At 64.3% G+C, this 22,587-nt stretch carries 21 protein-coding genes; 9 read left to right on the top strand and 12 right to left on the bottom strand.

Going from position 1 to position 22,587, the window contains the following annotated elements; all coding sequences use genetic code 11:
• Nucleotides 1-11 precede the first annotated feature (11 nt).
• On the bottom strand, nt 12-1,025 hold the full coding sequence (locus QXZ85_RS13040) for a hypothetical protein (RefSeq protein ID WP_315704947.1): 1,014 nt from the start codon (nt 1,023-1,025) through the stop codon (nt 12-14).
• A gap of 710 nt (nt 1,026-1,735) precedes the next feature.
• Between QXZ85_RS13040 and QXZ85_RS13035 the strand changes: the two genes are divergently transcribed.
• Nucleotides 1,736-2,617: an AraC family transcriptional regulator gene (locus QXZ85_RS13035; RefSeq protein WP_315729595.1), complete on the top strand. Its 882-nt coding sequence runs from the start codon at nt 1,736-1,738 to the stop codon at nt 2,615-2,617.
• A 140-nt stretch (nt 2,618-2,757) separates the two neighbouring features.
• Here QXZ85_RS13035 and QXZ85_RS13030 read toward each other — a convergent pair whose 3' ends face one another.
• Nucleotides 2,758-3,480: a hypothetical protein gene (locus tag QXZ85_RS13030; RefSeq protein ID WP_315704450.1), complete on the bottom strand. Its 723-nt coding sequence runs from the start codon at nt 3,478-3,480 to the stop codon at nt 2,758-2,760.
• A gap of 176 nt (nt 3,481-3,656) precedes the next feature.
• Here QXZ85_RS13030 and QXZ85_RS13025 point away from each other — a divergent pair, with 176 nt between their 5' ends.
• Nucleotides 3,657-5,117 carry an NAD(P)/FAD-dependent oxidoreductase gene (locus QXZ85_RS13025; RefSeq protein ID WP_315729594.1) on the top strand — a complete coding sequence of 487 codons (1,461 nt, stop codon included), beginning with the start codon at nt 3,657-3,659 and terminating at the stop codon, nt 5,115-5,117.
• Nucleotides 5,118-5,168: 51 nt separating this feature from the next.
• Here the strand turns inward: QXZ85_RS13025 and QXZ85_RS13020 are convergent, their stop codons facing one another.
• Entirely contained in the window at nt 5,169-5,624 is a 456-nt protein-coding gene (locus QXZ85_RS13020; protein WP_409977584.1) for a MarR family winged helix-turn-helix transcriptional regulator, read from the bottom strand.
• A 99-nt stretch (nt 5,625-5,723) separates the two neighbouring features.
• On the opposite strand from QXZ85_RS13020, the gene QXZ85_RS13015 reads away from it, so the two are divergent.
• The 3 genes from QXZ85_RS13015 to QXZ85_RS13005 all read left to right on the top strand — a co-directional run bounded on the left by QXZ85_RS13015 (nt 5,724) and on the right by QXZ85_RS13005 (nt 8,968).
• Nucleotides 5,724-7,637: an FAD-binding monooxygenase gene (locus QXZ85_RS13015; RefSeq protein WP_315729593.1), complete on the top strand. Its 1,914-nt coding sequence runs from the start codon at nt 5,724-5,726 to the stop codon at nt 7,635-7,637.
• A 138-nt stretch (nt 7,638-7,775) separates the two neighbouring features.
• Nucleotides 7,776-8,021 carry a PilZ domain-containing protein gene (locus tag QXZ85_RS13010; protein ID WP_315704446.1) on the top strand — a complete coding sequence of 82 codons (246 nt, stop codon included), beginning with the start codon at nt 7,776-7,778 and terminating at the stop codon, nt 8,019-8,021.
• A gap of 95 nt (nt 8,022-8,116) precedes the next feature.
• Complete coding sequence (locus tag QXZ85_RS13005; protein WP_315704445.1) at nt 8,117-8,968, top strand: tetratricopeptide repeat protein; 852 nt, start codon at nt 8,117-8,119, stop codon at nt 8,966-8,968.
• 1 nt (nt 8,969) lies between these two features.
• Here the strand turns inward: QXZ85_RS13005 and QXZ85_RS13000 are convergent, their stop codons facing one another.
• The 4 genes from QXZ85_RS13000 to cpaB are packed head-to-tail and all read right to left on the bottom strand — an operon-like array spanning nt 8,970 to nt 13,286.
• The gene (locus QXZ85_RS13000) at nt 8,970-10,238 is read right to left on the bottom strand and encodes a CpaE family protein (RefSeq protein WP_315704444.1); all 1,269 of its coding nucleotides are present in this window, start codon (nt 10,236-10,238) and stop codon (nt 8,970-8,972) included.
• Entirely contained in the window at nt 10,235-10,972 is a 738-nt protein-coding gene (locus QXZ85_RS12995) for a CpaD family pilus assembly protein (protein ID WP_315704443.1), read from the bottom strand. Before QXZ85_RS12995 ends, QXZ85_RS13000 begins: the two co-directional genes overlap by 4 nt.
• 32 nt (nt 10,973-11,004) lie before the next feature.
• Complete coding sequence (locus QXZ85_RS12990; protein ID WP_315704442.1) at nt 11,005-12,474, bottom strand: type II and III secretion system protein family protein; 1,470 nt, start codon at nt 12,472-12,474, stop codon at nt 11,005-11,007.
• 17 nt (nt 12,475-12,491) lie between these two features.
• On the bottom strand, nt 12,492-13,286 hold the full coding sequence (gene cpaB, locus QXZ85_RS12985; protein WP_315704441.1) for a Flp pilus assembly protein CpaB: 795 nt from the start codon (nt 13,284-13,286) through the stop codon (nt 12,492-12,494).
• 680 nt (nt 13,287-13,966) lie between these two features.
• On the opposite strand from cpaB, the gene QXZ85_RS12980 reads away from it, so the two are divergent.
• The 3 genes from QXZ85_RS12980 (at nt 13,967) to QXZ85_RS12970 (ending at nt 16,056) form a co-directional block, all read left to right on the top strand.
• The gene (locus QXZ85_RS12980; protein ID WP_315704946.1) at nt 13,967-14,656 is read left to right on the top strand and encodes a PilZ domain-containing protein; all 690 of its coding nucleotides are present in this window, start codon (nt 13,967-13,969) and stop codon (nt 14,654-14,656) included.
• Nucleotides 14,657-14,750: 94 nt separating this feature from the next.
• A complete protein-coding gene (locus QXZ85_RS12975) occupies nt 14,751-14,906 on the top strand; it encodes a hypothetical protein (protein ID WP_315704440.1) in 156 nt (51 codons plus the stop codon).
• A gap of 220 nt (nt 14,907-15,126) precedes the next feature.
• A complete protein-coding gene (locus QXZ85_RS12970; RefSeq protein ID WP_315704439.1) occupies nt 15,127-16,056 on the top strand; it encodes an aspartyl/asparaginyl beta-hydroxylase domain-containing protein in 930 nt (309 codons plus the stop codon).
• Nucleotides 16,057-16,131: 75 nt separating this feature from the next.
• Here QXZ85_RS12970 and QXZ85_RS12965 read toward each other — a convergent pair whose 3' ends face one another.
• From QXZ85_RS12965 to galE, 3 genes are all read right to left on the bottom strand, one after another.
• Nucleotides 16,132-16,830, bottom strand: a complete 699-nt coding sequence (locus tag QXZ85_RS12965; RefSeq protein ID WP_315704438.1) for a fumarylacetoacetate hydrolase family protein — start codon at nt 16,828-16,830, stop codon at nt 16,132-16,134.
• A 30-nt stretch (nt 16,831-16,860) separates the two neighbouring features.
• Nucleotides 16,861-18,666, bottom strand: a complete 1,806-nt coding sequence (locus tag QXZ85_RS12960; RefSeq protein ID WP_315704437.1) for an ABC transporter ATP-binding protein — start codon at nt 18,664-18,666, stop codon at nt 16,861-16,863.
• A gap of 105 nt (nt 18,667-18,771) precedes the next feature.
• Nucleotides 18,772-19,785, bottom strand: coding sequence for a UDP-glucose 4-epimerase GalE (gene galE / locus QXZ85_RS12955; RefSeq protein WP_315704436.1), 1,014 nt, complete (start codon nt 19,783-19,785; stop codon nt 18,772-18,774).
• A gap of 128 nt (nt 19,786-19,913) precedes the next feature.
• Here galE and QXZ85_RS12950 point away from each other — a divergent pair, with 128 nt between their 5' ends.
• Entirely contained in the window at nt 19,914-20,960 is a 1,047-nt protein-coding gene (locus QXZ85_RS12950; RefSeq protein ID WP_315704435.1) for a glycosyltransferase family 4 protein, read from the top strand.
• Here the strand turns inward: QXZ85_RS12950 and QXZ85_RS12945 are convergent.
• Together QXZ85_RS12945 and waaF are read right to left on the bottom strand one after the other, a co-directional pair.
• On the bottom strand, nt 20,942-21,475 hold the full coding sequence (locus QXZ85_RS12945; RefSeq protein WP_315704434.1) for an HAD family hydrolase: 534 nt from the start codon (nt 21,473-21,475) through the stop codon (nt 20,942-20,944). The genes QXZ85_RS12950 and QXZ85_RS12945 overlap by 19 nt on opposite strands.
• A 36-nt stretch (nt 21,476-21,511) precedes the next feature.
• Nucleotides 21,512-22,582 (bottom strand): lipopolysaccharide heptosyltransferase II, encoded by a 1,071-nt coding sequence (gene waaF, locus QXZ85_RS12940; RefSeq protein ID WP_315763308.1) that lies wholly within the window; start codon nt 22,580-22,582, stop codon nt 21,512-21,514.
• Between the last annotated feature and the right edge of the window lie 5 nt (nt 22,583-22,587).

Below are 22,587 nucleotides of genomic sequence, written 5' to 3'. Positions count from 1 at the left end.
GGCGCGGGACACTAGGTCGCGCGAGAGCGCGCCGCCCGCGCGGATCGGATGGCGGTCGCTCTTGCCGCTCTGACGTGCTTACCTGCACCGTGCTCGCGACGCGCGGCGAGATGTTTGCGTCTATTCGCCTCGGCGACAACGTGCCGAACGGCCGGTCCGCGATGCGAGGCATATTCCTGGCCGTCGATCGGGGCGACATGGGGCGGATCGCGATCGAGATAGGGCCGGCCGATGCCGAATTCCTGCCCGTGCACGTCGATCCACTTCCAGAGCTGTTCGGTCGAAGTCCAGCGCTCTGCGCGCGTGGCGCCCTTGACGCTGACGATATCCGCCGCGAGTCCATGGCCATAGCCGCCACGGAAGCTGCCGCCATGATAGGACCTGTCGGAGGCCGCCTTCAGCCCGCTGGCGATCGATTGCCGGTAGTCGTCACGGAATGCGCTGGTGATGCCGGGCGAGAGGCCAGCGGCCTCCGCGGCGTGCAGCGTGTAGAACAGTTTCAGCTTGAAGCCCCGGTCCATGCCGCCGATCACGTAGTCCATCAGCGACAGGCTGGCCTTGTCCGCCGCCTTGGGATCCTTCCACGTGAAGTCTTCGTCAACCAGCCTGATGAAGGTTCTGGCGACGGAGACCAACCGGCCCTTCCGCTTCACCGTCACGCTGCGGCGCTCGTGCACCTTGATCGAATCCTCCTTGGGCGCGCGCTGATACAGCGTCCACAGATAGCGATCGACACAGGTCTCGATGACGAAGCACTCGTCGGCGGCTTCGGTCGCGCTTACGCTTGCTGTGCGGTCGTCAGCCGTCGGGGTCTCGGGCGTGTGGTCCCGCACGCTGGCGGGCGTGTCCGGCTTCGCCGCGGTCTCGGCTGGCAGCGTCTCACTCGGATCGGCGGAGGCCATTCGGAGCGATCCTGCGGGCTCGGGCGTTCGTCCTTGCTCTGCGGTGGCTGTGTTATCTGCATCCGCAGCCGCGGCGACCGGTGCTGCCGCGGATGTTGTGCCGGCATGGCGGGCGGCGTCCATGACAAGCGGGGGCGTCACGGTTGCTGACGCGATCTCGCCGACCTCTGCGGCCACGATCTGCGGTGCTGCGGCGGCGGTCGCTACGCCGACCGATTGCAGTGCTGCTGCGGAGCGCGGAGCATCGACAGCCCTCGGTGTATCGGTGGCCCGCAGTGGTTCGATGAGTTGGGGTGCCTCGCTCGCCTGCGGCGCGGCGTTGGCTTGCAGCGCCGGAGCAAACGTGGCCGCACCGTCCAGTGCCGATGTGCTGCGGCCGGGGATCGGTGTCTCGCCTCCCTCGCTGGCGTCCATCAAGCTCATCAAGGTCGGCAACGGAAAAAGTTGGCTAACGAGCAGGACCGACAGGCAAGACGTCAACGCAACCGCCGCAAATCGTGCGTTCATGATCCCAGCCTCCTGAGGGCTACATGGGCCAGACTCGCAAGCCGAGCCTGCGATGCGGGTCGATTGTTTGGATCACGGAAGGGGGGCGCAATAGCACAGGCTAGCCCCAGCCGGCGTTTTCGGGGAACCGTTGCCGAAATGCAACGCCTGATCGCAGCTCTGCACGACTCGGCTCGGCGGTCATTCTCCTTGTCCGGAACGATATGAAGGCACCGGCCCGCAAACACCCCTGGTGACGGCCTGCGACCGCAATGACAAAACCGCAAGATCGGTCGGGCGCGTCATGTCTGCATCCGCTTAGCTGGTGCTGCCACGGAGGATGGACGATGAAGGCGGCGCTTCAAGACTACCATGCTCGGATGCAGCGGGTGCTCGATCACATCGACCGGCATCTGGATGACGATCTGGACCTGGACGCGCTGAGCAGCGTCGCTGCCTACTCGAAGTATCACTTCCACCGGCAGTTCACGGCAACCTTCGGACTGTCCGTGCATCGCTACATCCAGCTCGCCCGCCTGAAGCGCGCTTCATATCGGCTGGCCTATAGGGATGCCGAAAGCGTCACGGACATCGCGATGGATGCCGGCTACGACGCGCCGGACGCCTTCGCCCGCGCCTTCCGGCAAAGGTTCGGGCAATCGCCTTCATCGTTCCGGAAGTCTCCCGACTGGGAGCCGTGGCTTGCCGCCTTCGGGCCTCTCGACAATGCAAGGAGCAAGCTCATGCAGAAGACGTTTACCGCTGACGATGTGACGATTCGCGATGTGCCTACGACGCCGGTCGCGATCATGGAACATCGGGGCGACCCGGCGATGCTCGGCGCCACCATCCAGCGGTTCATCGCGTGGCGTATAGCCGCTGGCCTGCATCCAAAGAGCCACCCGACCTTCAATGTCTGGCGTTCCGAGCGGCGTCCGGCGTCGCCTGCCGATTATAGCGTGGATCTTTGCGTGGGGACGGATCAAACAATCGAAGCGAACGGCGAGCCCATCAAGGCGGGCGAGATTCCTGGCGGACGCTGCGCGGTGTTGCGCGTCGTTGGTAACACCGACAATCTGGAGCCCGCCGCGCTCTACCTCTATCGCGATTGGCTTCCGGCTAGCGGCGAGGAAGCACGCGACTTCCCGATCTACTGTCAGCGGCTGAGCTTCTTCCCGGAGGTGCCTGAGCATGAGACGGTCGCGGAGTTGTTCTTGCCGCTGAAATAGGACTCTCTGACGGCGGTCCGTTCCTTCCGATCGCAGGAGGCGGACCGGCCGCTGTTCATCCGAACCGGCCTCGGCGGGTTCGCGGCCAGGCTGGCGCTATCGTGGAGTCTCGTTGATCGAAAGCTCCTCTCCAATTGCGCCTAGCGGCACGCGCTGACCGTGAGCCACGCGATCCCGAACGCGCCGTCGCGTTCCCTGATGCAGACGGAATCCCCGATTTGCAGCCGCGCGTAGAGATCCTGCGACACCGTAGCGTCACTCGGCTTGGTGAAAGGTCCCCAAGGCGCCAGCGTGAGATGATAGGTCGCCATCCGGCCATGGCCGAGATGCTTGCCCTGCACCTGGCTGCGCAACACCGATTGCGGCGAGCGGTCGAGCCGCTGATTGAATTGCCCGAGCATGCCGAAGGCGTAGGCCGCCACGAAGGCCGCGGCGGCGATGAGGCGCCACCAGCGCCGTGCCAGGTTGGGCTCGAAGCGAGCGGCGGCGAGCAGGAAGATCACCGCGACCGCGAATGCAAAGGCGATCAGCGGCAGCCAGCTCACCAGATTGAGATCGAGCCAGGTGCGGGCGAACAGGGCGCCGGCCGCTACGGCACAGGCCCCGGCCAGGTTGGCCTGTGCGGAGCCGGTGCCGAGCCCGATCCGGAACCGGTCGCGCCATGCGACCACGAGCAGCGCTGCGATCAGGGGCAGCGCGACCAGGAGCGCAAGCAGAATGCCATCGGGCTGCGGTCCGAACAGCGAGGCCAGCGCGATCAGGATCGCTGCGACCGTCGATCCGGCAGCAAGCCGCTGCGACCGTGCAAGCTCGCGCTCGCGAGCCTCGCGTGCTTTCTCGGGCCGATCAGCCTCATTCGTCACGATCTCAGATCCAGTCCTGCGCAAAGCCATCGGACACGCCATCCATAGATCAGGAGGGTTGACCGAATACGAATGGCCTCGCTCGCCGATTTGACAGGACGGATGCGTATCGTCAGTCTGACGGCAAACAAGGGCAAAACAGCCTGAAACCTGAAGGAAACCCCAAAGGAAAACCCATGTCCGCAGAGCACTTCGACGTGCTGATCGTCGGCGCCGGCCTGTCCGGCATCGGTGCTGCTTATCACCTCACGCACAAATGCCCGGCCAAGAGCTTCGTGATCCTGGAAGGGCGCGGCGCAATCGGCGGCACCTGGGACCTGTTTCGCTATCCCGGTATCCGGTCCGACAGCGACATGTTCACGCTGGGCTATTCGTTCAAGCCCTGGAAAGAGTCAAAGGCGATCGCCGACGGCCCGCAGATATTGAACTATATCCGCGAAACCGCGACCGAGACCGGCGCCGACCGGAAGATCCGTTTCAATCATCGCGTCACGCGCGCGACCTGGTTGTCGGAGGAGGCGCGCTGGACCGTCGAGGCGGAGCGCAGTGCAGGGGAGGGCGCTCCGGAGATTGTGCGTTTCACCTGCAATTTCCTGTTCATGTGTGCCGGATATTACAAATATGAGGCCGGCTATCTGCCGGAGTTCAAAGGCACTGTGGACTTCAAAGGCCGCCTCGTGCATCCGCAGCAATGGCCGGAGGATCTCGATTACGCCGGAAAGCGCGTGATCGTGATCGGCTCAGGCGCGACCGCGGTGACGCTGGTCCCGGCGATGGCGAAAACGGCCGCCCACGTCACCATGCTGCAGCGCTCGCCGACTTATGTGGTGTCGCGCCCGGCACAGGACCCGCTCGCCAACAGATTGCGCCGCAATCTCCCGGCGAGCCTCGCCTACCACCTGATCCGCTGGCGCAACGTGCTGTTCTCGATGTATTTCTTCCAGCTCAGCCGGCGCAAGCCGCACCAGGTGAAGGAGCTGATCCTGGGCGGCGTGCGCGCCGCGCTCGGGCCCGACTACGACATCGCCACCCATTTCACGCCGCGTTACAATCCCTGGGATCAGCGGCTCTGCCTGGTGCCGGACGGCGATCTGTTCAGGGCGATCCGGGACAAGCGGGCCTCTGTCGTCACGGCCGAGATCGATGGCTTCACCGAGAAGGGCGTCCGGCTGCAGGACGGAAGCGAGCTCGAGGCCGACATCATCGTCACCGCGACCGGTTTGGTGCTGCAGGTGCTGGGCGGCATCGAGGTCGTGGTCGACGGGCACAAGGTCGATTTCGCTGATACGCTGAACTACAAGGGCATGATGTATTCCGATGTGCCAAACTTCGCCGCCGCCCTCGGCTATACCAACGCATCCTGGACGCTGAAATGCGACCTGACCTGCGACTATGTCTGTCGCCTCATCAACTACATGGATCGTCACGGTTACAAGCAGTGCCGGCCGCACAATGACGATCCCACCGTGGAGCCGATGCCGTCGCTGAATTTCACTTCCGGCTATGTGCAGCGCTCGATCGCGAAGCTGCCGAAGCAGGGCTCGAAACGGCCGTGGCGGCTCTATCAGAATTACGCGCTCGACATCGTTTCCCTGCGTTTCGGCAAGGTCGATGACGGCGTGATGCGGTATTCGTGACGTTCGCTCCAGATACCGTCACCTGGAACTCGAGCTTCTGGCGCAGCCCGGTCAGCTCTGTTCTCCCGATCCCTCCCGCAGCGGCGCGCGGCTGAGCTCGTTGCCGGCGGCAATCGCCTTCTGCAGCAGGCGGACCAGTTCCTTGGCTTCCGCCCCGGTCAGTCCGCGCACCATGATCTGCTGCGCGGTTTCGACCGCCGGCGTGATGGCGCGAAAGGTCCGCGCACCCTGGTCGGTTATCTTGAGCTCGCGTGCACGACGGTCGCGGCTGGACGCCTGCCGCAGTACCAGTCCCTTTTGCACCAGGCGGTCGATGACCCCGGTAATCGTGGTGCGGTCATAGGCGATCAGGCCGGCCAGGGTGATCTGGTCGATGCCCGGATTGGCATGGATCGCGGCCAGCGCCGCATATTGCACCGGGGTGAGGTCGAAGCCGGCGTGCTCGACCTCGTTCAGGAACACCGCCACCGCGATCTGCTGGAAGCGGCGGGCCAGGTGGCCGGGCATGTCGTTTGTGTCTGTCACCTGATCTCTCCAGGAGCTGGTTGACTTGTATACTGATGATCAGCATACTGATCAATATCAGAAGGCGGGGAGGAACGTCTCATGCAGTTTCATCTCAATGGATTCCAGCCGGGCGACCCGGAAATTGCCGATCCCGCGGCGCGTATTCCAGCGCCCGGCGCAGCCGGCGCGGTCCCCGACGAGGTCGACGTGCTGATCATCGGCTGCGGGCCGGCAGGATTGAATCTGGCCGCCCAGCTCGCGGCGTTTCCGGACATCAAGACCTGCATCGTTGAGCAGAAGGCCGGTCCTTTGCAGCTCGGCCAGGCCGACGGCATCGCCTGCCGCACCATGGAGATGTTCCAGGCCCATGGTTTTGCCGAGCGGGTGCTCAAGGAAGCCTGCTGGATCAACGAGACCACGTTCTGGAAGCCGGACGAGGCGCGCAGCGAGCACATCGCCCGCAGCGGCCGGGTCCAGGACGTCGAGGACGGGCTGTCGGAGATGCCGCATGTGGTCTTGAACCAGGCTCGCGTGCACGACTTCTTCCTCGAGGTGATGCGCCGCTCGGCGGCCAAGCTCGAACCCTACTACTCCAGGCGGCTCGCCGATCTTTCCACCGACCGGGCCACCGGCCTGGACGACCATGCCGTCACCGTTCGGCTCGAGCGGATCGATCCCGCCCATGAGGGCGAGAGCGAGACGGTGATGGCGCGCTATGTGGTCGGCTGCGACGGGGCGCGCAGCACGGTGCGCAAATCGATCGGGCGTGAGCTGCATGGCGATTCCGCCAATCACGCCTGGGGCGTGATGGATGTGCTTGTCGTCACCGACTTCCCGGATATCAGATTCAAGTCGCTGATCCAGTCGGCCAAGGACGGCAGCCTGCTGGTGATTCCACGGGAGGGCGGTTATCTGGTCCGCCTCTATGTTGAATTGGCCAAGCTCGACGTCGGCGAACGCGTTGCCAACCGCAACATCACCGTCGAGGATCTGATCGCAAAGGCGCAGCGGATTCTCAAGCCTTATACGCTGGAGGTGAAGGAGGTGGCCTGGTGGTCGGTCTATGAGATCGGCCAGCGCCTGTGCGACAAGTTCGACGACGTGCCGGATGCGGAGGTTGGGACCAGGCTTCCGCGGGTCTTCATCGCCGGCGATGCCTGCCACACGCATAGTCCAAAGGCGGGGCAGGGGATGAACGTCTCGATGCAGGACACCTTCAATCTCGGCTGGAAGCTGGCTGCCGTGCTGCGCAAGCGTGCCAAGCCGGAGCTCTTGCACAGCTATTCCGCCGAACGTCAGGCGATCGCAAAGGAGCTGATCGATTTTGACCGCGAATGGGCGGGAATTCTCGCCTCGGCCGCCAAGGGCGGCGGGTTCGACCCGGCGCAGACCCAGAGCTATTTCGTACGTCATGGGCGCTATACGGCCGGCACCGCGACGCATTATCGACCTTCACTGCTCACGGGTGAGGCGACCTATCAGCGCCTCGCCGAAGGATTTGTGATCGGCAAGCGTTTCCATTCCGCGCCGGTGATCCGGCTCGGTGACGCCAAGCCGGTGCAGCTTGGCCATGTCGTCGAAGCCGACGGGCGCTTCCGCATCTTCGCCTTTGCCGGCGCGGAGGATCCGACCGCGCCCAATTCGGCGATCCGTGCGCTGTGCGCGTTCCTGAGCGAGAGCCCGGAGTCGCCGATCAAGAGATACACGCCGGCTGGTACCGACATTGATGCCGTAATCGATCTTCGCGCTGTGTTCCAGCAAGGCCATCGCGAGCTCGCGATCGAGGCGATGCCGGCGCTGCTGCTGCCGCGCAAGGGCCGCTACGGCTTACGCGACTACGAGAAGATGTTCTGCCCCGACCTCAAGAGCGGCCAGGATATTTTCGCGATGCGCGGTATCGCGCGGCAGGCGGGATGCATGGTGGTGGTCCGGCCGGACCAGTATGTCGCCCACGTGCTGCCGCTCGACGCTCACCATGAGCTCGCCGCCTATTTCGACCGCTTCATGCAATGAGGTGACTAGCCGATCACGATGCTAAACAAGATACGAAGCCGATGGCTACATTCCGCGACATCACGCTAGCGAGATCCCAACGTTTCGCTCCTAAAACTGTCGTCATCGGATGGACTGGTGAGCGGGTGAGAGATCGAGATGTTGGCGAACCGTCGCAGGAGCGAACGCCGTCTATGCAGAAGGCTTGCGAAGATCCATTGGGGGACGGGCAATCTGCCGCGCGATTGCACCATCACCGACATTTCGAACGGCGGCGTCAAGGTCATCGCCGAATTCGTCGAGGTGCCGCCGCAGTTTACGATCATCTTCGGGCCGGATCATTCGCGCAAATGCCGGCTGGCGTGGCGGATCGGCTGCGAGTTCGGGGCCGAGTTCATCGATTAGACCCGGGATGGGCTGGCCATCCCGGAACATCTTAACGAGCCCTTAGGGTTAATATGTGAGCGTGCCTGACCTGTCGTCCTCGATTGATCAGTCGCATGCGCTCACGGCCGCTCCGCTCCGAACATCTGGTCAGACCGGCCGTCTTTGCGACGGCGTTCGCGGTCGTGCTGCTGGGTCTTGCCTCCTGCCAGACGGTCGATCTCGGCGAGGTGACGGGATCGCTCGGAGGCAATGCAGAAAAGAGTAGCAGCTCCGATCCGCGGGCCGACGTCGAGCTCTATCGCGAGCGTTACCGCAGCAATCCGCGCGATCCTGAGATCGCGCTGAAATATGGCAGTGCCTTGCGTGCCACCGGCCAGCGCTCGCAGGCGGTCGCGGTGCTGGAGCAGGCGACCCTTGCCAATCCCGCCAACAAGGCGCTGCTCGCGGGTTATGGCCGCGCGCTCGCCGACAACGGCGACTTCCAACAGGCCTTCGACGTGTTGAGCCGGGCGCATTCGCCTGATGATCCGGACTGGCGCATCCTGTCGGCGCAGGGCGCCGTGCTGGATCAGCTCGGGCGGCAGGAGGAAGCGCGGCAATACTATGAGACCGCGTTGAAGATCGCGCCCGGCGATCCGTCCGTGCTATCCAATCTTGGCCTTTCCTATGCGCTCTCCAACGATTTGCCGAGGGCGGAGGAGACTCTGCGCAAGGCCTACGCTCGCCCGGACGCCGATCAGCGGGTCAGGACCAACCTCGCCGTGGTGGTCGGCCTGCAGGGGCGGGTCAGCGAAGCTGAAGACATCATGCGGGCCGGCGTACCGGCCGAGCAGGCGAACGCCAATGTGACTTATCTGAAGCGACTGCTCGCCCGCAAGCAGACGGCGCAGAAGGCGGTCGCGAAGGGGCCTGTGGCGAGCCAGCCCGACAAGGAGCTGGCCAAGATGCTCAGTCGTACCGACTGAGCTATTTGGCGCCGAGCAATTTTGCGATCGGCGCGAGCAGCGAGCCACGTGCCGGCCTCGGATCGACACGGCCGGTCAGACGGTTGGCGATGCCGAGAAACAGTTTCGGCGTGCGGCTGAGCGCCGCGATTTCCGCGATCATCTGGCCGTTGTTGGCGGCGGTCCCGAACAGCTTGCAGTCGAACGGAATGGTCGCCACCGGTTCGGCTTCGACCGTCTTGGCAAAGCGCTTGAGGTCGATCTCCGGGCGCTTCGGCATGCCGACCTGGTTCAAGCAATAAAGCGGCGGCCGGTCATTCGGGCGCGAGGCCTGGAGCACGCTCAAGAGATTCTTGGCGTTGCGCAGATTGGCCAGATCAGGCTCGGCGACCACCAGGATGTCATCGGCGTTGATGAGCGCGTGACGCGTCCAGGCCGACCATTGATGCGGGACGTCGAGCACGATGCATTGCTGGGTCATGCGCAGCGTGTCGAAGATCGCATCGAACGCCTCGGCGCCGAAATCATAGACACGCTCGAGCGTCGCTGGTGCCGCAAGCAGGCTCAGACGTTCGGTGCATTTGGCGAGCAGCCGTTCCATCAGCGCGGTGTCCGGCCGATCGGGCTGGAACACCGCGTTGGCGATGCCTTGCAACGGGTCCTGGTTGTAATCCAGCCCCGCGGTGCCGAACGCCATGTCGAGATCGATCACGACCGAATCGAGCGCGAGATTGTGCGCCATCGTCCATGCCAAATTGTGCGCGACCGTCGAGGCGCCGACGCCGCCCTTGGCGCCGACCACGGCGACGATGCGGCCGGTGATCACGGCTTCGGAGGCCGAGAACAGGCTGCAGATCGAGCGAATGATGTCGAGCGTCTCGACCGGCCCGACCACATAATCGTTGACGCCGCGACGGACCAGCTCCCGATAGGCGACTGTATCGTCGGGGCCGCCGATCACCACGACACGGGTGCCGGGGTCGCAAACGCCGGCGAGCTCGTCGAGGCCGCCGAGAATGTCGCCGCCTGTTCGGGTCTCCAACACGATCACGTTCGGTGTCGGTTGCGAGTGATAGGTCTCGATGGCCCGGGCGATGCCGCCCATCTTGATCGTGATATGGGCCTTGCCGAGCCGGCGATCCTGGCTTGCGGCCTGAACTGCGGCCGAGGTCTGCTCGGTCTCGCAGAAGGCCTGCACGGAGACGCGCGGGACCGGTGCGATGTGATCGTCGGCGGCCGGATGGGCCGAGCCGGGCCGCTCATCCTGGCTTTGATGGGAAGCGTTGATCATTTGCCTACGTCGCTCAGCTTTGCCTTTTCGGCATCCGGATAGGTGATCCCGGTCGGCTCGCCCTTGCGATATTTCTCGAACGCAGCCGAGCGCCGCGGCGTATAGGCGGCGCTCTCGGAACGCGGCTGTTCGAGATCAGCCGGGTTGTCGATCATCGCGGCGAGATTGCGCTGCGTGGCGCAGCCGAAATTCTGATAATGCAGGTTGTCGCTGTAGCCGGGATTGTTGAAGTTCGGCCCGAGATCGTCGGGCCACAATCCGCACGGGCCGGCAACCGCCCGGATCTTCGGATAGCTCAACCTGATCGCCGCGAGCAGGCGTGGGTCGTCAGGTTGATAGTGGTGCAGCTTGATGGCGTGGGCGGGAACGCCGCCGGCCGCGAGCATCGCGTGGATTTCACGATAGGTGTCAGCGGCGGCGCGCGCGTTGGGCGTATCGACCGGAACATCGGCGACGATGGCGCCGGTGCCCTCGCGGCGCCAGGAGCGCGCGAGGCCCGCAATGTCGTTGCGCTGCGGTGCGGTCAGCCCGCCGCGGCCGCTCCCGACGAACACGACCATCGCATGCTGGCCTTCTTCGATCGCGATCGGATGCCGCATCTTGTAGTCATCCGGGATCGTCGCGACGACCTCATTGCCCGTATAGGTGCAGGCGCCGAGCGCGAGAGCAATTGCGCCAAGGCTGCCGGCCAGGCGCAAGGTCCTATGGCCTGTGCTTGCTGCTGGTTTCGACATGGTGGATCCCCCGTCCCCTCAAGCCGTCAATCTCAATCGATGATGAAGCCGAAGCCGGCGGTGCGGCCGGAGACCGGCTCGATCCGCGCGGCGACGCCGTAGAGGCGGTTGAGCCGGCCGAGCAGCGCCGACTCCGAGTCGGTCGCCGGCGCAAAACCGTCGTCGGGACGCGACAGTTCGTTCTGGGCGACGGCGCGCACCACATAGGGCGTCACCAGCACCATCAGCTCCGTCTCGTCGTTGACATAGTCCTGGCTGCGGAACAGCTGACCCAGCACCGGCAGCTGATCGACGCCCGGCAGGCCATTGATGGCCTGCTTGGTCTGGTTTTGGATCAGGCCGGCCATCGCCATCGAGCCGCCTGACGGAATCTCGAGCGTCGTTTCAGCGCGCCGGGTGCGAAGGGCGGGGATCGTCACTGACGACGTCTGGCTCGGGGTCAGCGCATAGGAGACGGTGATCGCATTGTCGTTCGACAGTTCGGAGACTTCCGTCATCACGCGCAGGCTGATCCGGCCCTCGCTGAGCACGACCGGCGTGAAATTCAGCGAGATGCCGAACTTCTTGTAGGTGACCTGCGTCGTGCAGACGCGGGTGTTGGGGTCGCAGGCATAGCCGCCCGGAACCGGGAATTCGCCGCCGGCGATGAAGGTCGCGGACTCGCCGGAGATTGCGGTCAGGTTCGGCTCGGCCAATGTCCTGACCACGCCGGCCGTCTCCATGGCGCGCATGGTCGCGCTGACCGAGGACAGGCCTCCGCCGGCGACGTTCAAGCCATTCCCATTGACCAGCGACTTGCCGTAGGCGGTGAACGGATTGCTGTTATTGAAATTCACGACCGCGGTGCCGTAGGTCATGCTGGCGCTGAGATCGATGCCGAGCTGCTTGACGATCTCGCGGCGGACTTCGGCGACGTTGACCTTCAGCATGACCTGGTCGCGGCCGCGCACGACGATCGAGTTGACGACCTTGTCGGCGCCGCCGACCAGCCTTGCGGCGATGTCGCCGGCCTGCTGCGCCTCCACCGGGCTCGCCACCGAGCCGGTCAGGATCACGCCGTCACCGACGCCGTCGATCTTGACGCCCGGCACGCTCTGACTGAGCGCCTGGCGTACACCGTTGAGGTCGCGCTTGATCGCGATATCGTAGCCGGCGACCTGCTGGCCGTCGGCGTCGAAGAACACGACGTTGGTCTGGCCGACCGCGGCGCCGATGATGTAGGCGCGCCGTGCCGAGCGTACGACCGCATTCGCGATCTTCGGATCGGCGACCAGCACATCCTTCACGTCCTGCGGAAAATCGATCACGATCGACTTGCCGATCCCGAGTGACAGGAAGCGCACCTTCGACGATCCCGCCGAAACGACCGGCGCATCCGCATGCTCGTCCGCAGCGATGGCCGGCGTGAGCGCCGGGTTGAGGGTCAAGCCGACGATGGCGGAGGCGGCGAGAGCGCGGGCGATTGCGGCCCGCAGCTTCGAGGGAATTTGCCCGCAGTTCATCTGTTGCTTCCTTTCGGTCACTTCTGTGCCGTTTGCGAGCTTGGGATGCCGTAACGCACGATCTCGATGCTTGCGCCGCGGCGCGGTGCCTTGGTGTCTGGGCCGACGTCGGTCGCGTTGACGTCGGCGATGCTGCGCAGCGCCAGCGCCAGCGTGCCGGACTGGCGCGCGCGGGCGAGCGTTTCTGCCTGGTCAGGCTTCAATTCGAGCGTGACGGTCTTGCCGACGACCGTGTTCTGGCCGTCTTTTTCCTTCGGCGCCTGGTCGATCGCGAGCACGCGGACGTTGGAGAGGATGATTTCTGAGCTGACCGACTCGGCCCCGGGACGGTCTGGGGTCCGGTCGCGCCTGGACAGGATGACGTCGACGCGGTCGTTCGGCAGGATGAAGCCGCCCGCGCCGGTCTCGGGCGATATCTCGGTCGAGATCGCGCGCATGCCGGCGGGCAGGATCGCGGCCATGAAGCCGGAGCCATCGGCCCTCACCAGTTTCTGCTCACGGATGGGCTCGCCCGTGAGGAACGGGGTGCGCGCAAGCGCGCCGACCAATTGGTTGGCCGCATCGGGACGGTCGCTGCGCCGGATGAAGATGTTGCTCGCGGCTTCCGGCCAGGTCTGCCAGACCAGGTCGCCGGGCTTGATCGCCTGGCCTAATCCGATATCGGCCTTTGCGACCAGTACTTCTACGGTCGGCAGTTGCACGACGGGTGCGGCCGGCGGCTCCTGCTGCTTATCGGCACTACTGACGAGGTAAGCCGCTATGCCGCCCGCGCCGAGGGCGATGGTCAGCACCACGATGCGTGCGGTCATCATACGCGTTACTACTCTTAACTCATTGCGCCGGGGATGCGACCAAGCCGGCTGACGGCCCCCTTCTCGTAGGACTAAGGGCCAATAGTATAAGCGAACTTGCAATCCTGGACCGACCGAGGTCGCCGCTCATGGCGATTGCAGCGATGGTGAACGTGGCGTTATTTCTGAGAGCACGTACAGCCATGTGAGCGTGTTATTAGTTGTTCTAATTTGTAACTGCGCGTCTAGGTAGGTGATGCGCCGGCGCGAGCGCTTCATAGGTTGTGGCGTTCTCATCTCAGTGCAGATACTCAACGAGAGAATGAGTCCGGCGCTATCGACGCAAGCAGCGCTTATCGATGTGCGGTGCCGGCCTGTGCAGCGTTCAGGGATGTGACGCCATTTCCTGGCGAGACGGATTGCAGATCGCCAAAGTTCGCGAATCCGTAGTTGAACGGAGCCTGATTTTCAGGAAATGGAAAGGGATCGAACGTATGATCCCATGGGGCAAATCTGAATCTTCATTTTCAGCGTACGTTAGTATTTTGCGCGCAGCATCTGCGCGTCAATGCAGTCCCATCCCGAATGTCTTCGGCGCGGGCCGTGGTCGCCATCGCGCAGCAAGCCATCCCGCAAGCAGCAAGCGACAGCGCGTTGACGGAAGGAAACCATTCCAGTTCTTCGCGAGGCGAGGGGGCGCAATGTCGGTTGCCCGATTCCTTAAACAGCGTGCAGTCAGGCTTCAGGCTGCAGGCTCCTACACATTGGGAAACTGGTATGATCCGCAAGGGAAGCCGCGGAGCTTCGCCTGTCGTACCACGCGCGTGTCGCCGTTTCGCATGCTGCTCGATGCTCCCGTGGTCGGCAAGATCGGCGATCGCTTGAGTTCGTATTTCCGCGATTTCGGAAAATTCGACGGCGAGATCAGCGACACCATTCATGGCGGCTTCCTGCTCGAACTGGAGATGACGCGCGCTCAGCGCGCCAAGTTCGCCGAGAAGCTGGTCTGGCTGGAGAAGAAGCAGAAGGACCCGACGATCCAAGACGCGCGCAGGCACGCGCGCTTTGTGCCGAACTCGCCGCACTCCGCATTGACGCTGGCCGATGGCAGCAGTGTGCCGTGTTTCGTGATCGATGCCTCGCTATCGGGTGCCGCAGTGTCCTCCGAATTGCAGCCTCCGATCGGAACCCCGCTTGCGGTGGGCAGCTGCGTGGGGCGTGTCACTCGCGTGTTTCCGGACGGATTTGCCGTCAGGTTCGCGGAGCGCATGGGCAACATGGGTGATCTCGAGCGGCGGGTGATCACGCCACCGTGGCGTCCGAGACGGTCGAAGCTGTATGTCGCGGATCACGAGCCGACGGGACGTGCCGAAGAGTTCCGCACGCTCTGACGCCGAGGTGGGGAGCCTCATGCACATGGTTAACGCCGCATTAAGCGAATCGTGAAACCTTGGCCTGCCGGGTGCCCACGGCAGGAGAACTGCGATGGACGCTCAGAAGACCGCGGTGGATGCCGTCGTCGCGTTGACCGGTTGCGAACGCGAGGCGGTCGCCGCTTTCATTCGCCGGCTGTATCTGGCCGGTGTCAGGGACCCCAAGCGACTCACTTTCAGGGGCCTGCAGGAACTGGCGCGCGGCTAAGCGACGTGCGGGGCAGCGTCAATCGAGGGGCGAGCTGTTGCCCTGAGAGCACGCGCTGCGAGTTTTGCGTGGCTTCCGTGATCACAAGACGCTCCCCAGGGGGTGCAGGACTCCGCGCTTCCGGCTATGTTGCGCCTCGCGGCCAGCATCAGATCACCCCCGTTTGGAGCGGATTGGGTCCTGCTCCTCGCTCTGAGCCGGCCGGTTGATGGAACCGGACATGCTGAAACAACTTTTCGCGCCACAGCTCATAGCCCTCTACATCCTCATCGGCTCGACGATCTATGTACATTTCCGGGGCAAGCAGCGGCTGCGCTTCGCCCGCCAGCTCGGCGACCATTCGACCTACCTCGCGCCCTACAACGTGCTGATGTATGCCGGTTCCGCCGTGCCGAACGAGCCCGTCATCTCGGTCCAGCAGTTTCCGGAGCTGCAGAAGCTGACCGACAATTGGGAGACGATTCGCGAGGAGGCGGTGCGCCTGTTCGACGAGGGCTTCATCCGCGCGGCGGCCAAGAACAATGATTGGGGCTTCTACTCGTTCTTCAAGAGTGGCTGGAAACGCTTTTATCTCAAATGGTACGACGACTTTCTTCCGTCGGCGCGCACGCTCTGTCCGAAGACGGTTGAACTGTTGAATTCGATCCCGAGCGTACACGGCGCGATGTTCGCGATGCTGCCGCCGGGCGGCAAGCTTGGCGCCCACCGCGATCCATTCGCCGGCTCGCTGCGCTATCACCTCGGACTGGTGACGCCCAATTCGGACAAGTGCCGGATCCTGGTCGACGGCGTGCCTTGCGTCTGGCGCGACGGCGAAGCCTTCATGTTCGACGAGACCTTCATCCACAGCGCCGAGAACGCGACCGACCAGAACCGGATCATCCTGTTCTGCGACGTCGAGCGTCCGATGAAATATGGTTTCATGACCGCGATCAACCGCTGGGTCAGCCATCACATCGTCAAGGCCTCGGCGACGCAGAATGTCGATGGCGAGCATGTCGGTGTGCTGAACAAGGTGTTCGGCAAGCTCTACGAATTCCACCTCGCCACCCGCAAGGCGAAGGAATGGAATCGGACGGTCTACTACGCCGTGAAGTACACGCTGACGGTGGCGATCGTCGGGCTGATCGTGGCGTCGGCGTTTCGCTGACCTCGCAGCGAACCGATCAAAGCAAAAGGGCCGCGCGGTATCCGCGCGGCCCTTTTGTTTGAGTCCGTCTGCCGCTCAGGCTGGCTCGCCGATCGACACCTTGAGCGTGCCGACGCCGTCGACGCCGCACTCGATCTTGTCGCCCGGCACCACGGCCGCAACGCCGGCCGGCGTGCCCGTCATGATGATGTCGCCGGCGCCGAGTTCGACCTGCTGCGACAGCTTCCAGATGATCTCCGGCACGCTCCAGATCAATTCGGTGAGGTCGCCCTTCTGCCGCTCGGTGCCGTTGACCGAGAGCCAGATCTTGCCCTTGGCGGGATGGCCGATCTTCGCGGCAGGCAGCACGGCCGAGCAGGGCGCGGAGTGGTCGAAAGACTTGCCGACCTCCCAGGGACGCTCCTTCTTGCGCGCGGCGAGCTGCAGGTCGCGCCGGGTCAGGTCGATGCCGACGGCGTAACCATAGACGTGATCGAGCGCCTTCTCGGCCGGAATGTTGAGGCCACCGCTCTTCAAGGCGACCACGAGTTCGACCTCGTGATGCAGGTCCTTGGTCAGAGGCGGGTAGGGAATCACGGCGCCGTCGGGCGCCAGCATGTCCGCATGCTTGGCGAAGAAGAAGGGCGGGTCGCGCTCGTCATTGCCCATCTCGCGGATGTGCTCGAGATAGTTGCGGCCGACGCACCAGATGCGGCGCACAGGAAACGCGCCGGTCTCGCCGGCGACAGAGAGGGACGGCTGCGGCAGAGCCGGGATGACATACGTGGCGCTCATGGGAGTATCTCGGTGCGGTGGAACGGACGATCAGGAGGTCGCGCTCAACGGGATCACGTTCGGTCCCATGTCGCGCTGCTGCAGGCGGAAGAACGAAGCATAGCGGCCACCCCGGCGCAACAGGTCGTCATGCCGGCCCCGCTCGACGATTTCGCCGGCCTCGACCACCAGGATGGCATCGGCATGCATGATCGTGTGCAGCCGATGGGCGATGACGATCGTGGTGCGGTTCCGGCAGAGATGCTCGATCGCTTCCTGCACCTGACGTTCGGATTCCGAATCGAGCGCCGCCGTGGCCTCGTCGAGCAGGATGATCGGCGCGTTGCGGATCAGCGCCCGCGCCACCGCGATGCGCTGGCGCTGGCCGCCGGAGAGCTGGGTGCCGAGTTCGCCGACCGGCGTGTTGTAGCCGAGCGGGAAGCCCATGATGAAGTCATGGGCGCAGGCCGCCTTCGCCGCCTCGATGATCTCGGCTTCGGTCGCGCCAGGCTTGCCGAAGGCGATATTGGCGCGAATGGTGTCGCGGAACAGATAGACGTCCTGACCGACATAGGCAGCCTGCTCGCGCAGCGAGCGACGCGATACCTGCGAGATCGACTGCCCGTCGATTAGGATCTCGCCTTCGGCCACGTCGTAGAAGCGCAACAACAGCGCCAGCACGGTGGATTTGCCGCCGCCGGATGGGCCGACCAGGGCCGTGACCTTGCCCGGCTCGGCAACGAAACTCATGCGGTTGAGCACGGGCTCCTTATTGCGATAGGCGAAGCTGACGTCGCGCAGCTCGATCCGGGCTTCCGTCAGTTTCAGCACCGGCTTGTCGTCGTCGGGCTGCTCGGTCGCGGGACTGTCGACCACCTCGAGCAGCATGCGGGCGCCGACCAACTGGCTGTTGAGATCGATGTTGAGCCGGGCAAGCCGCTTGGCCGGCTCGGTCGCCATCAGGAATGCCGTCATGAAGGAGAAGAACTGGCCCGGTGTGGCGTTCAGCGCCACGACCGCATAACCTCCATACATCAGGCAACCGGCCACTGCGAAGCCGCCGAGCATCTCCATCAGCGGATTGGAGCGGTTGGACACCCGCGCCATCTTGTTCGCGTTACGCTCGACGACGGCGATGTTCTCGTCGATGCGCGCGCGCATCGTCTCTTCCAGGGTGAATGCCTTGACGGTGCGGATGCCCTGCAGCGATTCCTGCATGGTCTCGAGAATGTCGGCGGTGCCCGTGAACTGGTGATAGGCCAGCCCCTTGATGCGCTTGACCAGCTTGCGCAGCACCAGCATGGCCGGCGGCACCGCGACCAATCCCAAAAACGACATCAGCGGGTCTTGCGCCACCATCACGGCGATCATGCTGATCAGGAGCAAAAGATCGCGGCCGATCGCGTTGATCAGCATGTTGAGCACGTCGGTGATCGATTTCGCGCCAGCCGTCAGCCGGGCCAGGAATTCGGACGAATGCCGCTCCGAAAAGAATCCGATGCTCTCGTTCATCAGCTTGCCGAACAGCCGCCGCTGATTGTTGGCGAGGATGGCGTTGGAGATCTTGGACAGGATGACCGCGTAGCCGTAGGTCGTCACGCCCTTGACGAACAGCAGAAGTACGGTAACGCCGGAGAGCACGGCGATACCGGGAATGCTCTTGTCGACATAGGCCTTGTTGATCACCTGTCCCAGGATGTAGGCGGCGCCCGCGCTCGCGCCGGCCGAGATCGCCATCAGCGAGAAGGCAGCCAGATAACGCCGCCAATAGGCGACGCCTTGTTCCATGATCAGCCGGCGGATCAGGATCGCGGCGCCATAGGGATCGTCGGTGATCTTCTTCGGAAATTCGGCCATTCTGGTCCCTCGCTGCCCCGGGCAAATCGCCGGGGCAGCAACGGGCTGCATGCCCGCTTGGGACGGCTTTTTCAAGCCCAATAAGGGCTTGCGCGGGCGGTCAATTTACGCGGAGACCAGATGCTGGACCTCGCCGTTGCGCTCGCGGAGCAGTTTCTCCTCCCAGGCGAGGGCATGGGCCGCAATCGTGTCCAGATTGTCGTAACGCGGGGCCCAGTCCAAGTGCTGCCGCATCTGGCTGGGATCGGCAACCATGGTCATGACGTCACCGGGGCGGCGCGATGCGTATTGAAGCGGGATGTTGCGGCCCGAGACCCTCCTGACGGCCTCGATGGTTTCCAGCACGGAATAGCCGCGGCCATAGCCGCAGTTCATCGTCACTGAGCCGCCACCGCCGCGCAAATAAGCCAGCGCCGCACGATGCGCATCCGCAAGATCGGCCACATGGATGAAGTCGCGGATGCAGGTGCCGTCGGGAGTCGGGTAGTCCGTCCCATAGACGTCGATCTTCGCCCGCTGACCGGTGGCCACCTCCACCGCAGCCTTCAACAGATGCGTCGCGCCCACCGTGGCGAGGCCGATCCGGCCCATCGGATCGGCGCCGGCCACATTGAAGTAGCGCAGCACGACGTAACTCAACTCATACGCGGCGGCCGCGTCGTGCAGCATGATCTCCGCCATCAATTTAGACGATCCATAAGGCGACGTCGGGCGCGTCCGTGCCGTCTCCGGAACCGGCACCTGGTCCGGATCGCCGTAAACCGCGGCCGTTGACGAAAAGACAAAACGGCCGACGCCGCGCCGCACGGCGGCGTTGAGCAAGCTGCGTGTCGTCATCGTGTTGTTGCGATAATAGAGCAGCGGGTCGCGCACCGATTCCGGCACCACGACCGACCCCGCGCAGTGGATGATGCTGCTGATGCCATGCTGGCCGATCACGCCATCGACGAGATTCTCGTCGCTGCAATCGCCGATGAACAGCGGCACCCCGTCCGGGACGAAGTTGGAAAAGCCGGTGGAGAGATTATCAATCACCACGACGCTTTCGCCGGCTTCCACCAGCGCGAGCACCGTGTGGCTGCCGATATAGCCGGCGCCGCCAGTCACGAGCACGGTCATTGTTTGACCCGATCCCTGTTGTTTTGCCGCAAACTAACGCTTGCGCGGTGAAGGAGGGGTTTCGAGAGCCGCGAACTGGCTTCTATGCTTAATCTTGCGTATAGGGCCTTGCCGAATTGGAGCTCAACGTGCCCGCAAAACCCGTTTCGTCGGCTGATGTCGACGTCATCGTGCCAAATCTGCACAGGCGTTATTCCGGAGTCACGGCGACCAATCGCATGGTTGCACCGAAACTGGCGATGCGCTGCAGTGCGGCGTGGTTTGGTTCCCATGCGCCCGAGGGCATCGCGCGCATGGGCTTGGCGGATCTGCTGCGGCTGTGGGGCCGCCGGCGGCCGCTGATCTGGCATGCGAGGCGCAACAACGAGATGATCGTGGGCGTGCTGTTGCGCGCGTTGGGGTGGCCGCTCAAGCTCGTTTTCACCTCGGCCGCGCAGCGCCACCACACCTGGATCACGCGCTGGCTGATCCGGCAGATGGACGCGATCATCGCGACCAGCGACATCTCCGCCTCTTACCTCAAGCGCGAGGCGACCGTGATCACGCATGGCGTCGACACCGACGTCTATGCGCCGCCGACTGATCGTGCGGCGGCTTTTGCCGAGAGTGGGTTGCCGGGCGCTTACGCGATCGGATGTTTTGGCAGGGTCCGCGCGCAGAAGGGCAGCGACGTCTTCGTGGAGGCGATGTGCCGGCTGCTGCCGCATTATCCCGACTTCTCAGCCGTCCTCGTGGGCGCGGTGACGCCGGAGCAGATGCCGTTTGCAAACGAGTTGAAGAAGAAGATCGTCGCAGCGGGCCTTAACGAACGCATCGTCATCACCGGCGAGCTCGAGATCGCCGAGGTGCAACGCTGGTATCAGCGCCTCACGATCTATGCCTTCACCTCGCGCAACGAGGGCTTTGGCCTCACGCTGATCGAGGCGATGGCGGTCGGTGCGGCGCTGGTGGCATCACGTGCCGGTGCGGCGGAGATCGTGGTCGAAGATGGCGTCACGGGCGTGCTGGTCCCGCCGGGCGACGTCGACGCGCTCGTGGCCGCGCTCGAGCCGCTGATGCGCGATCCCGCCGCAGCGCAGGCGATGGGCGAGCGCGCCCGCGCGCGCGTGGTCGCGCGGTTCAGCCTTGAGGCTGAAGCCGACAAGATCGCAGCCGTCTACCGTACGCTGGTTTGAGCGATGACGTCGGCGACGAAAGCGTCGAGATCGCCGCCTGCGAATAGGAAGCCAGGTAATCCGGCCGCCTGTGCGGCTTGCATGTCGGAGGCGCGATCACCGATCACAAAGCTGCCCTCGTGCCGCACCGGCCAATGCGCCATCAGGTCCAGGATCATGCCCGGCGACGGCTTCCGCCAGGGATGCGGCTGCAGATAGCGCTCGACCGTGCCCTCGGTGTGATGCGGGCAGTAGCGGATGTCGTCGATCACAGCGCCTTGCGCGGCGAGCTCGGCGCACATCCAGTCGTGCAGGGTCACGACGTCGTCTTCGGTGAACAGGCCGCGGGCGACGCCGGACTGGTTGGTGAAGAGAAAGACGTGATAGCCCGACGCGTTGAGCCGCCGGATCGCCTTGGCGACGTTCGGCATCCAGCGGATGCGTTCGCGCGTGCCGATATAATCGTCGTCGTAGTTGATGACGCCATCGCGATCGAGAAACGCGGCGGGTTTGTGCGTCGCGCTGATCTCACCCATGCTCTTGGCTCTCTCGTCCGTACATGCTCGACCTTTTCAGCGCGCGGCGCGCGCGCCAACTTCCGACAGCACGCGCGTGGCGATTTCCGCGACCTCGGCGGCCGGAATATCGCGCATGCAGCGATGATCGTTCATGCGGCAGACCGGGCGATGGCAGGGCTGGCAGGGCACGTGGGTCTTGGTTTGCACGATCGCCGCAAGCTCATTGAGCGGCGCCCAGAGCTGCGGGCTGGTCGGACCGAAAATCCCCATGGTCGGCGTGCCCAAGGCCGCGGCGACATGCATCAGCCCCGAATCGTTGGAAATCGCGACGCGTGCGGCCGCCAGCGCCAACACGCCGTTGCGCAGGTCCGTCCCGGTCAGGTCGCGCACCCGCGGGCCCCCGGTCGCCACGATCTCGTTGGCCAGCCCCTTTTCGCCGGGGCCGCCGACCACCCAGACGTCGAGCCCTTGCTCCGCCAGCAGGCGGGCCGCCTCGCCATAATAGGGCCAGCGCTTGCCCGAACCGACGGAGCCGGGCGCCAGCGCGACGGCGGGGCCGTTGCCGACGCCATTGGCCTGCCGCCAGCGCTCGACCTCCTCGGGCGGAACGCGCAGTTGCGGCACCGGCCATTCCGGTGGCCGCGGCGCGCCCTCGGGCAGCGCCAGGGCGGCGTTCTTGTCGATCAGGCGGGGCAGGGCTCTTTCACCCCAGCGCCAGCGATTGAGCAGCCCGAAGCGGAATTCGCCGACAAAGCCCACCCGTTCCGGGATACCGGCCAGCGCGGGTGCGATCGCCGACTTCCAGGTACGCGGCATGATCAGGACGGTTTGGTAGCGTCGCTCCCGCAGGATGGCGGCGAGTCGCCATTGCTGCGCCAATGCCAGCCGGCTGCGCGGCAGGTTCCAGACAACCCCGGCGCGCACGCCGGGCATGTAATCGATGAGCGGTGCGCAAAGCGAGGTGGTCAGGAAATCCACCGGCCGATTCGGCCAGCGCTCCTTCAACACCCGCACGACGGTATGGCCACGGACGAAATCGCCGATCCACATGTAGGGAATGATGAGGATCGGGCCGGTCTCGCCCGGTTCCGTTGCAATGTTCATCTCTTTAGAATTGAGATTCATTCTTT

Source organism: Bradyrhizobium sp. SZCCHNGR1005 (assembly GCF_032489995.1).
In the GTDB taxonomy this organism is placed as follows: domain Bacteria; phylum Pseudomonadota; class Alphaproteobacteria; order Rhizobiales; family Xanthobacteraceae; genus Bradyrhizobium.
Note: the sequence above shows the minus strand (reverse complement) of the source record. Positions and strands in the feature narration are given on the sequence as shown.

Bases quoted from the DNA above. Each gene is read 5' to 3' on its own strand.
- QXZ85_RS13040 (WP_315704947.1), bottom strand. From the start codon at position 1,025: ATGGACGCCGCCCGCCATGCCGGCACAACATCCGCGGCAGCACCGGTC.
- QXZ85_RS13035 (WP_315729595.1), top strand. From the start codon at position 1,736: ATGAAGGCGGCGCTTCAAGACTACCATGCTCGGATGCAGCGGGTGCTC.
- QXZ85_RS13025 (WP_315729594.1), top strand. From the start codon at position 3,657: ATGTCCGCAGAGCACTTCGACGTGCTGATCGTCGGCGCCGGCCTGTCC.
- QXZ85_RS13020 (WP_409977584.1), bottom strand. From the start codon at position 5,624: ATGCCCGGCCACCTGGCCCGCCGCTTCCAGCAGATCGCGGTGGCGGTG.
- QXZ85_RS13015 (WP_315729593.1), top strand. From the start codon at position 5,724: ATGCAGTTTCATCTCAATGGATTCCAGCCGGGCGACCCGGAAATTGCC.
- QXZ85_RS13010 (WP_315704446.1), top strand. From the start codon at position 7,776: ATGTTGGCGAACCGTCGCAGGAGCGAACGCCGTCTATGCAGAAGGCTT.
- QXZ85_RS13005 (WP_315704445.1), top strand. From the start codon at position 8,117: ATGCGCTCACGGCCGCTCCGCTCCGAACATCTGGTCAGACCGGCCGTC.
- QXZ85_RS13000 (WP_315704444.1), bottom strand. From the start codon at position 10,238: ATGATCAACGCTTCCCATCAAAGCCAGGATGAGCGGCCCGGCTCGGCC.
- QXZ85_RS12995 (WP_315704443.1), bottom strand. From the start codon at position 10,972: ATGTCGAAACCAGCAGCAAGCACAGGCCATAGGACCTTGCGCCTGGCC.
- QXZ85_RS12990 (WP_315704442.1), bottom strand. From the start codon at position 12,474: ATGAACTGCGGGCAAATTCCCTCGAAGCTGCGGGCCGCAATCGCCCGC.
- cpaB (WP_315704441.1), bottom strand. From the start codon at position 13,286: ATGATGACCGCACGCATCGTGGTGCTGACCATCGCCCTCGGCGCGGGC.
- QXZ85_RS12980 (WP_315704946.1), top strand. From the start codon at position 13,967: ATGTCGGTTGCCCGATTCCTTAAACAGCGTGCAGTCAGGCTTCAGGCT.
- QXZ85_RS12975 (WP_315704440.1), top strand. From the start codon at position 14,751: ATGGACGCTCAGAAGACCGCGGTGGATGCCGTCGTCGCGTTGACCGGT.
- QXZ85_RS12970 (WP_315704439.1), top strand. From the start codon at position 15,127: ATGCTGAAACAACTTTTCGCGCCACAGCTCATAGCCCTCTACATCCTC.
- QXZ85_RS12965 (WP_315704438.1), bottom strand. From the start codon at position 16,830: ATGAGCGCCACGTATGTCATCCCGGCTCTGCCGCAGCCGTCCCTCTCT.
- QXZ85_RS12960 (WP_315704437.1), bottom strand. From the start codon at position 18,666: ATGGCCGAATTTCCGAAGAAGATCACCGACGATCCCTATGGCGCCGCG.
- galE (WP_315704436.1), bottom strand. From the start codon at position 19,785: ATGACCGTGCTCGTGACTGGCGGCGCCGGCTATATCGGCAGCCACACG.
- QXZ85_RS12945 (WP_315704434.1), bottom strand. From the start codon at position 21,475: ATGGGTGAGATCAGCGCGACGCACAAACCCGCCGCGTTTCTCGATCGC.
- waaF (WP_315763308.1), bottom strand. From the start codon at position 22,582: ATGAATCTCAATTCTAAAGAGATGAACATTGCAACGGAACCGGGCGAG.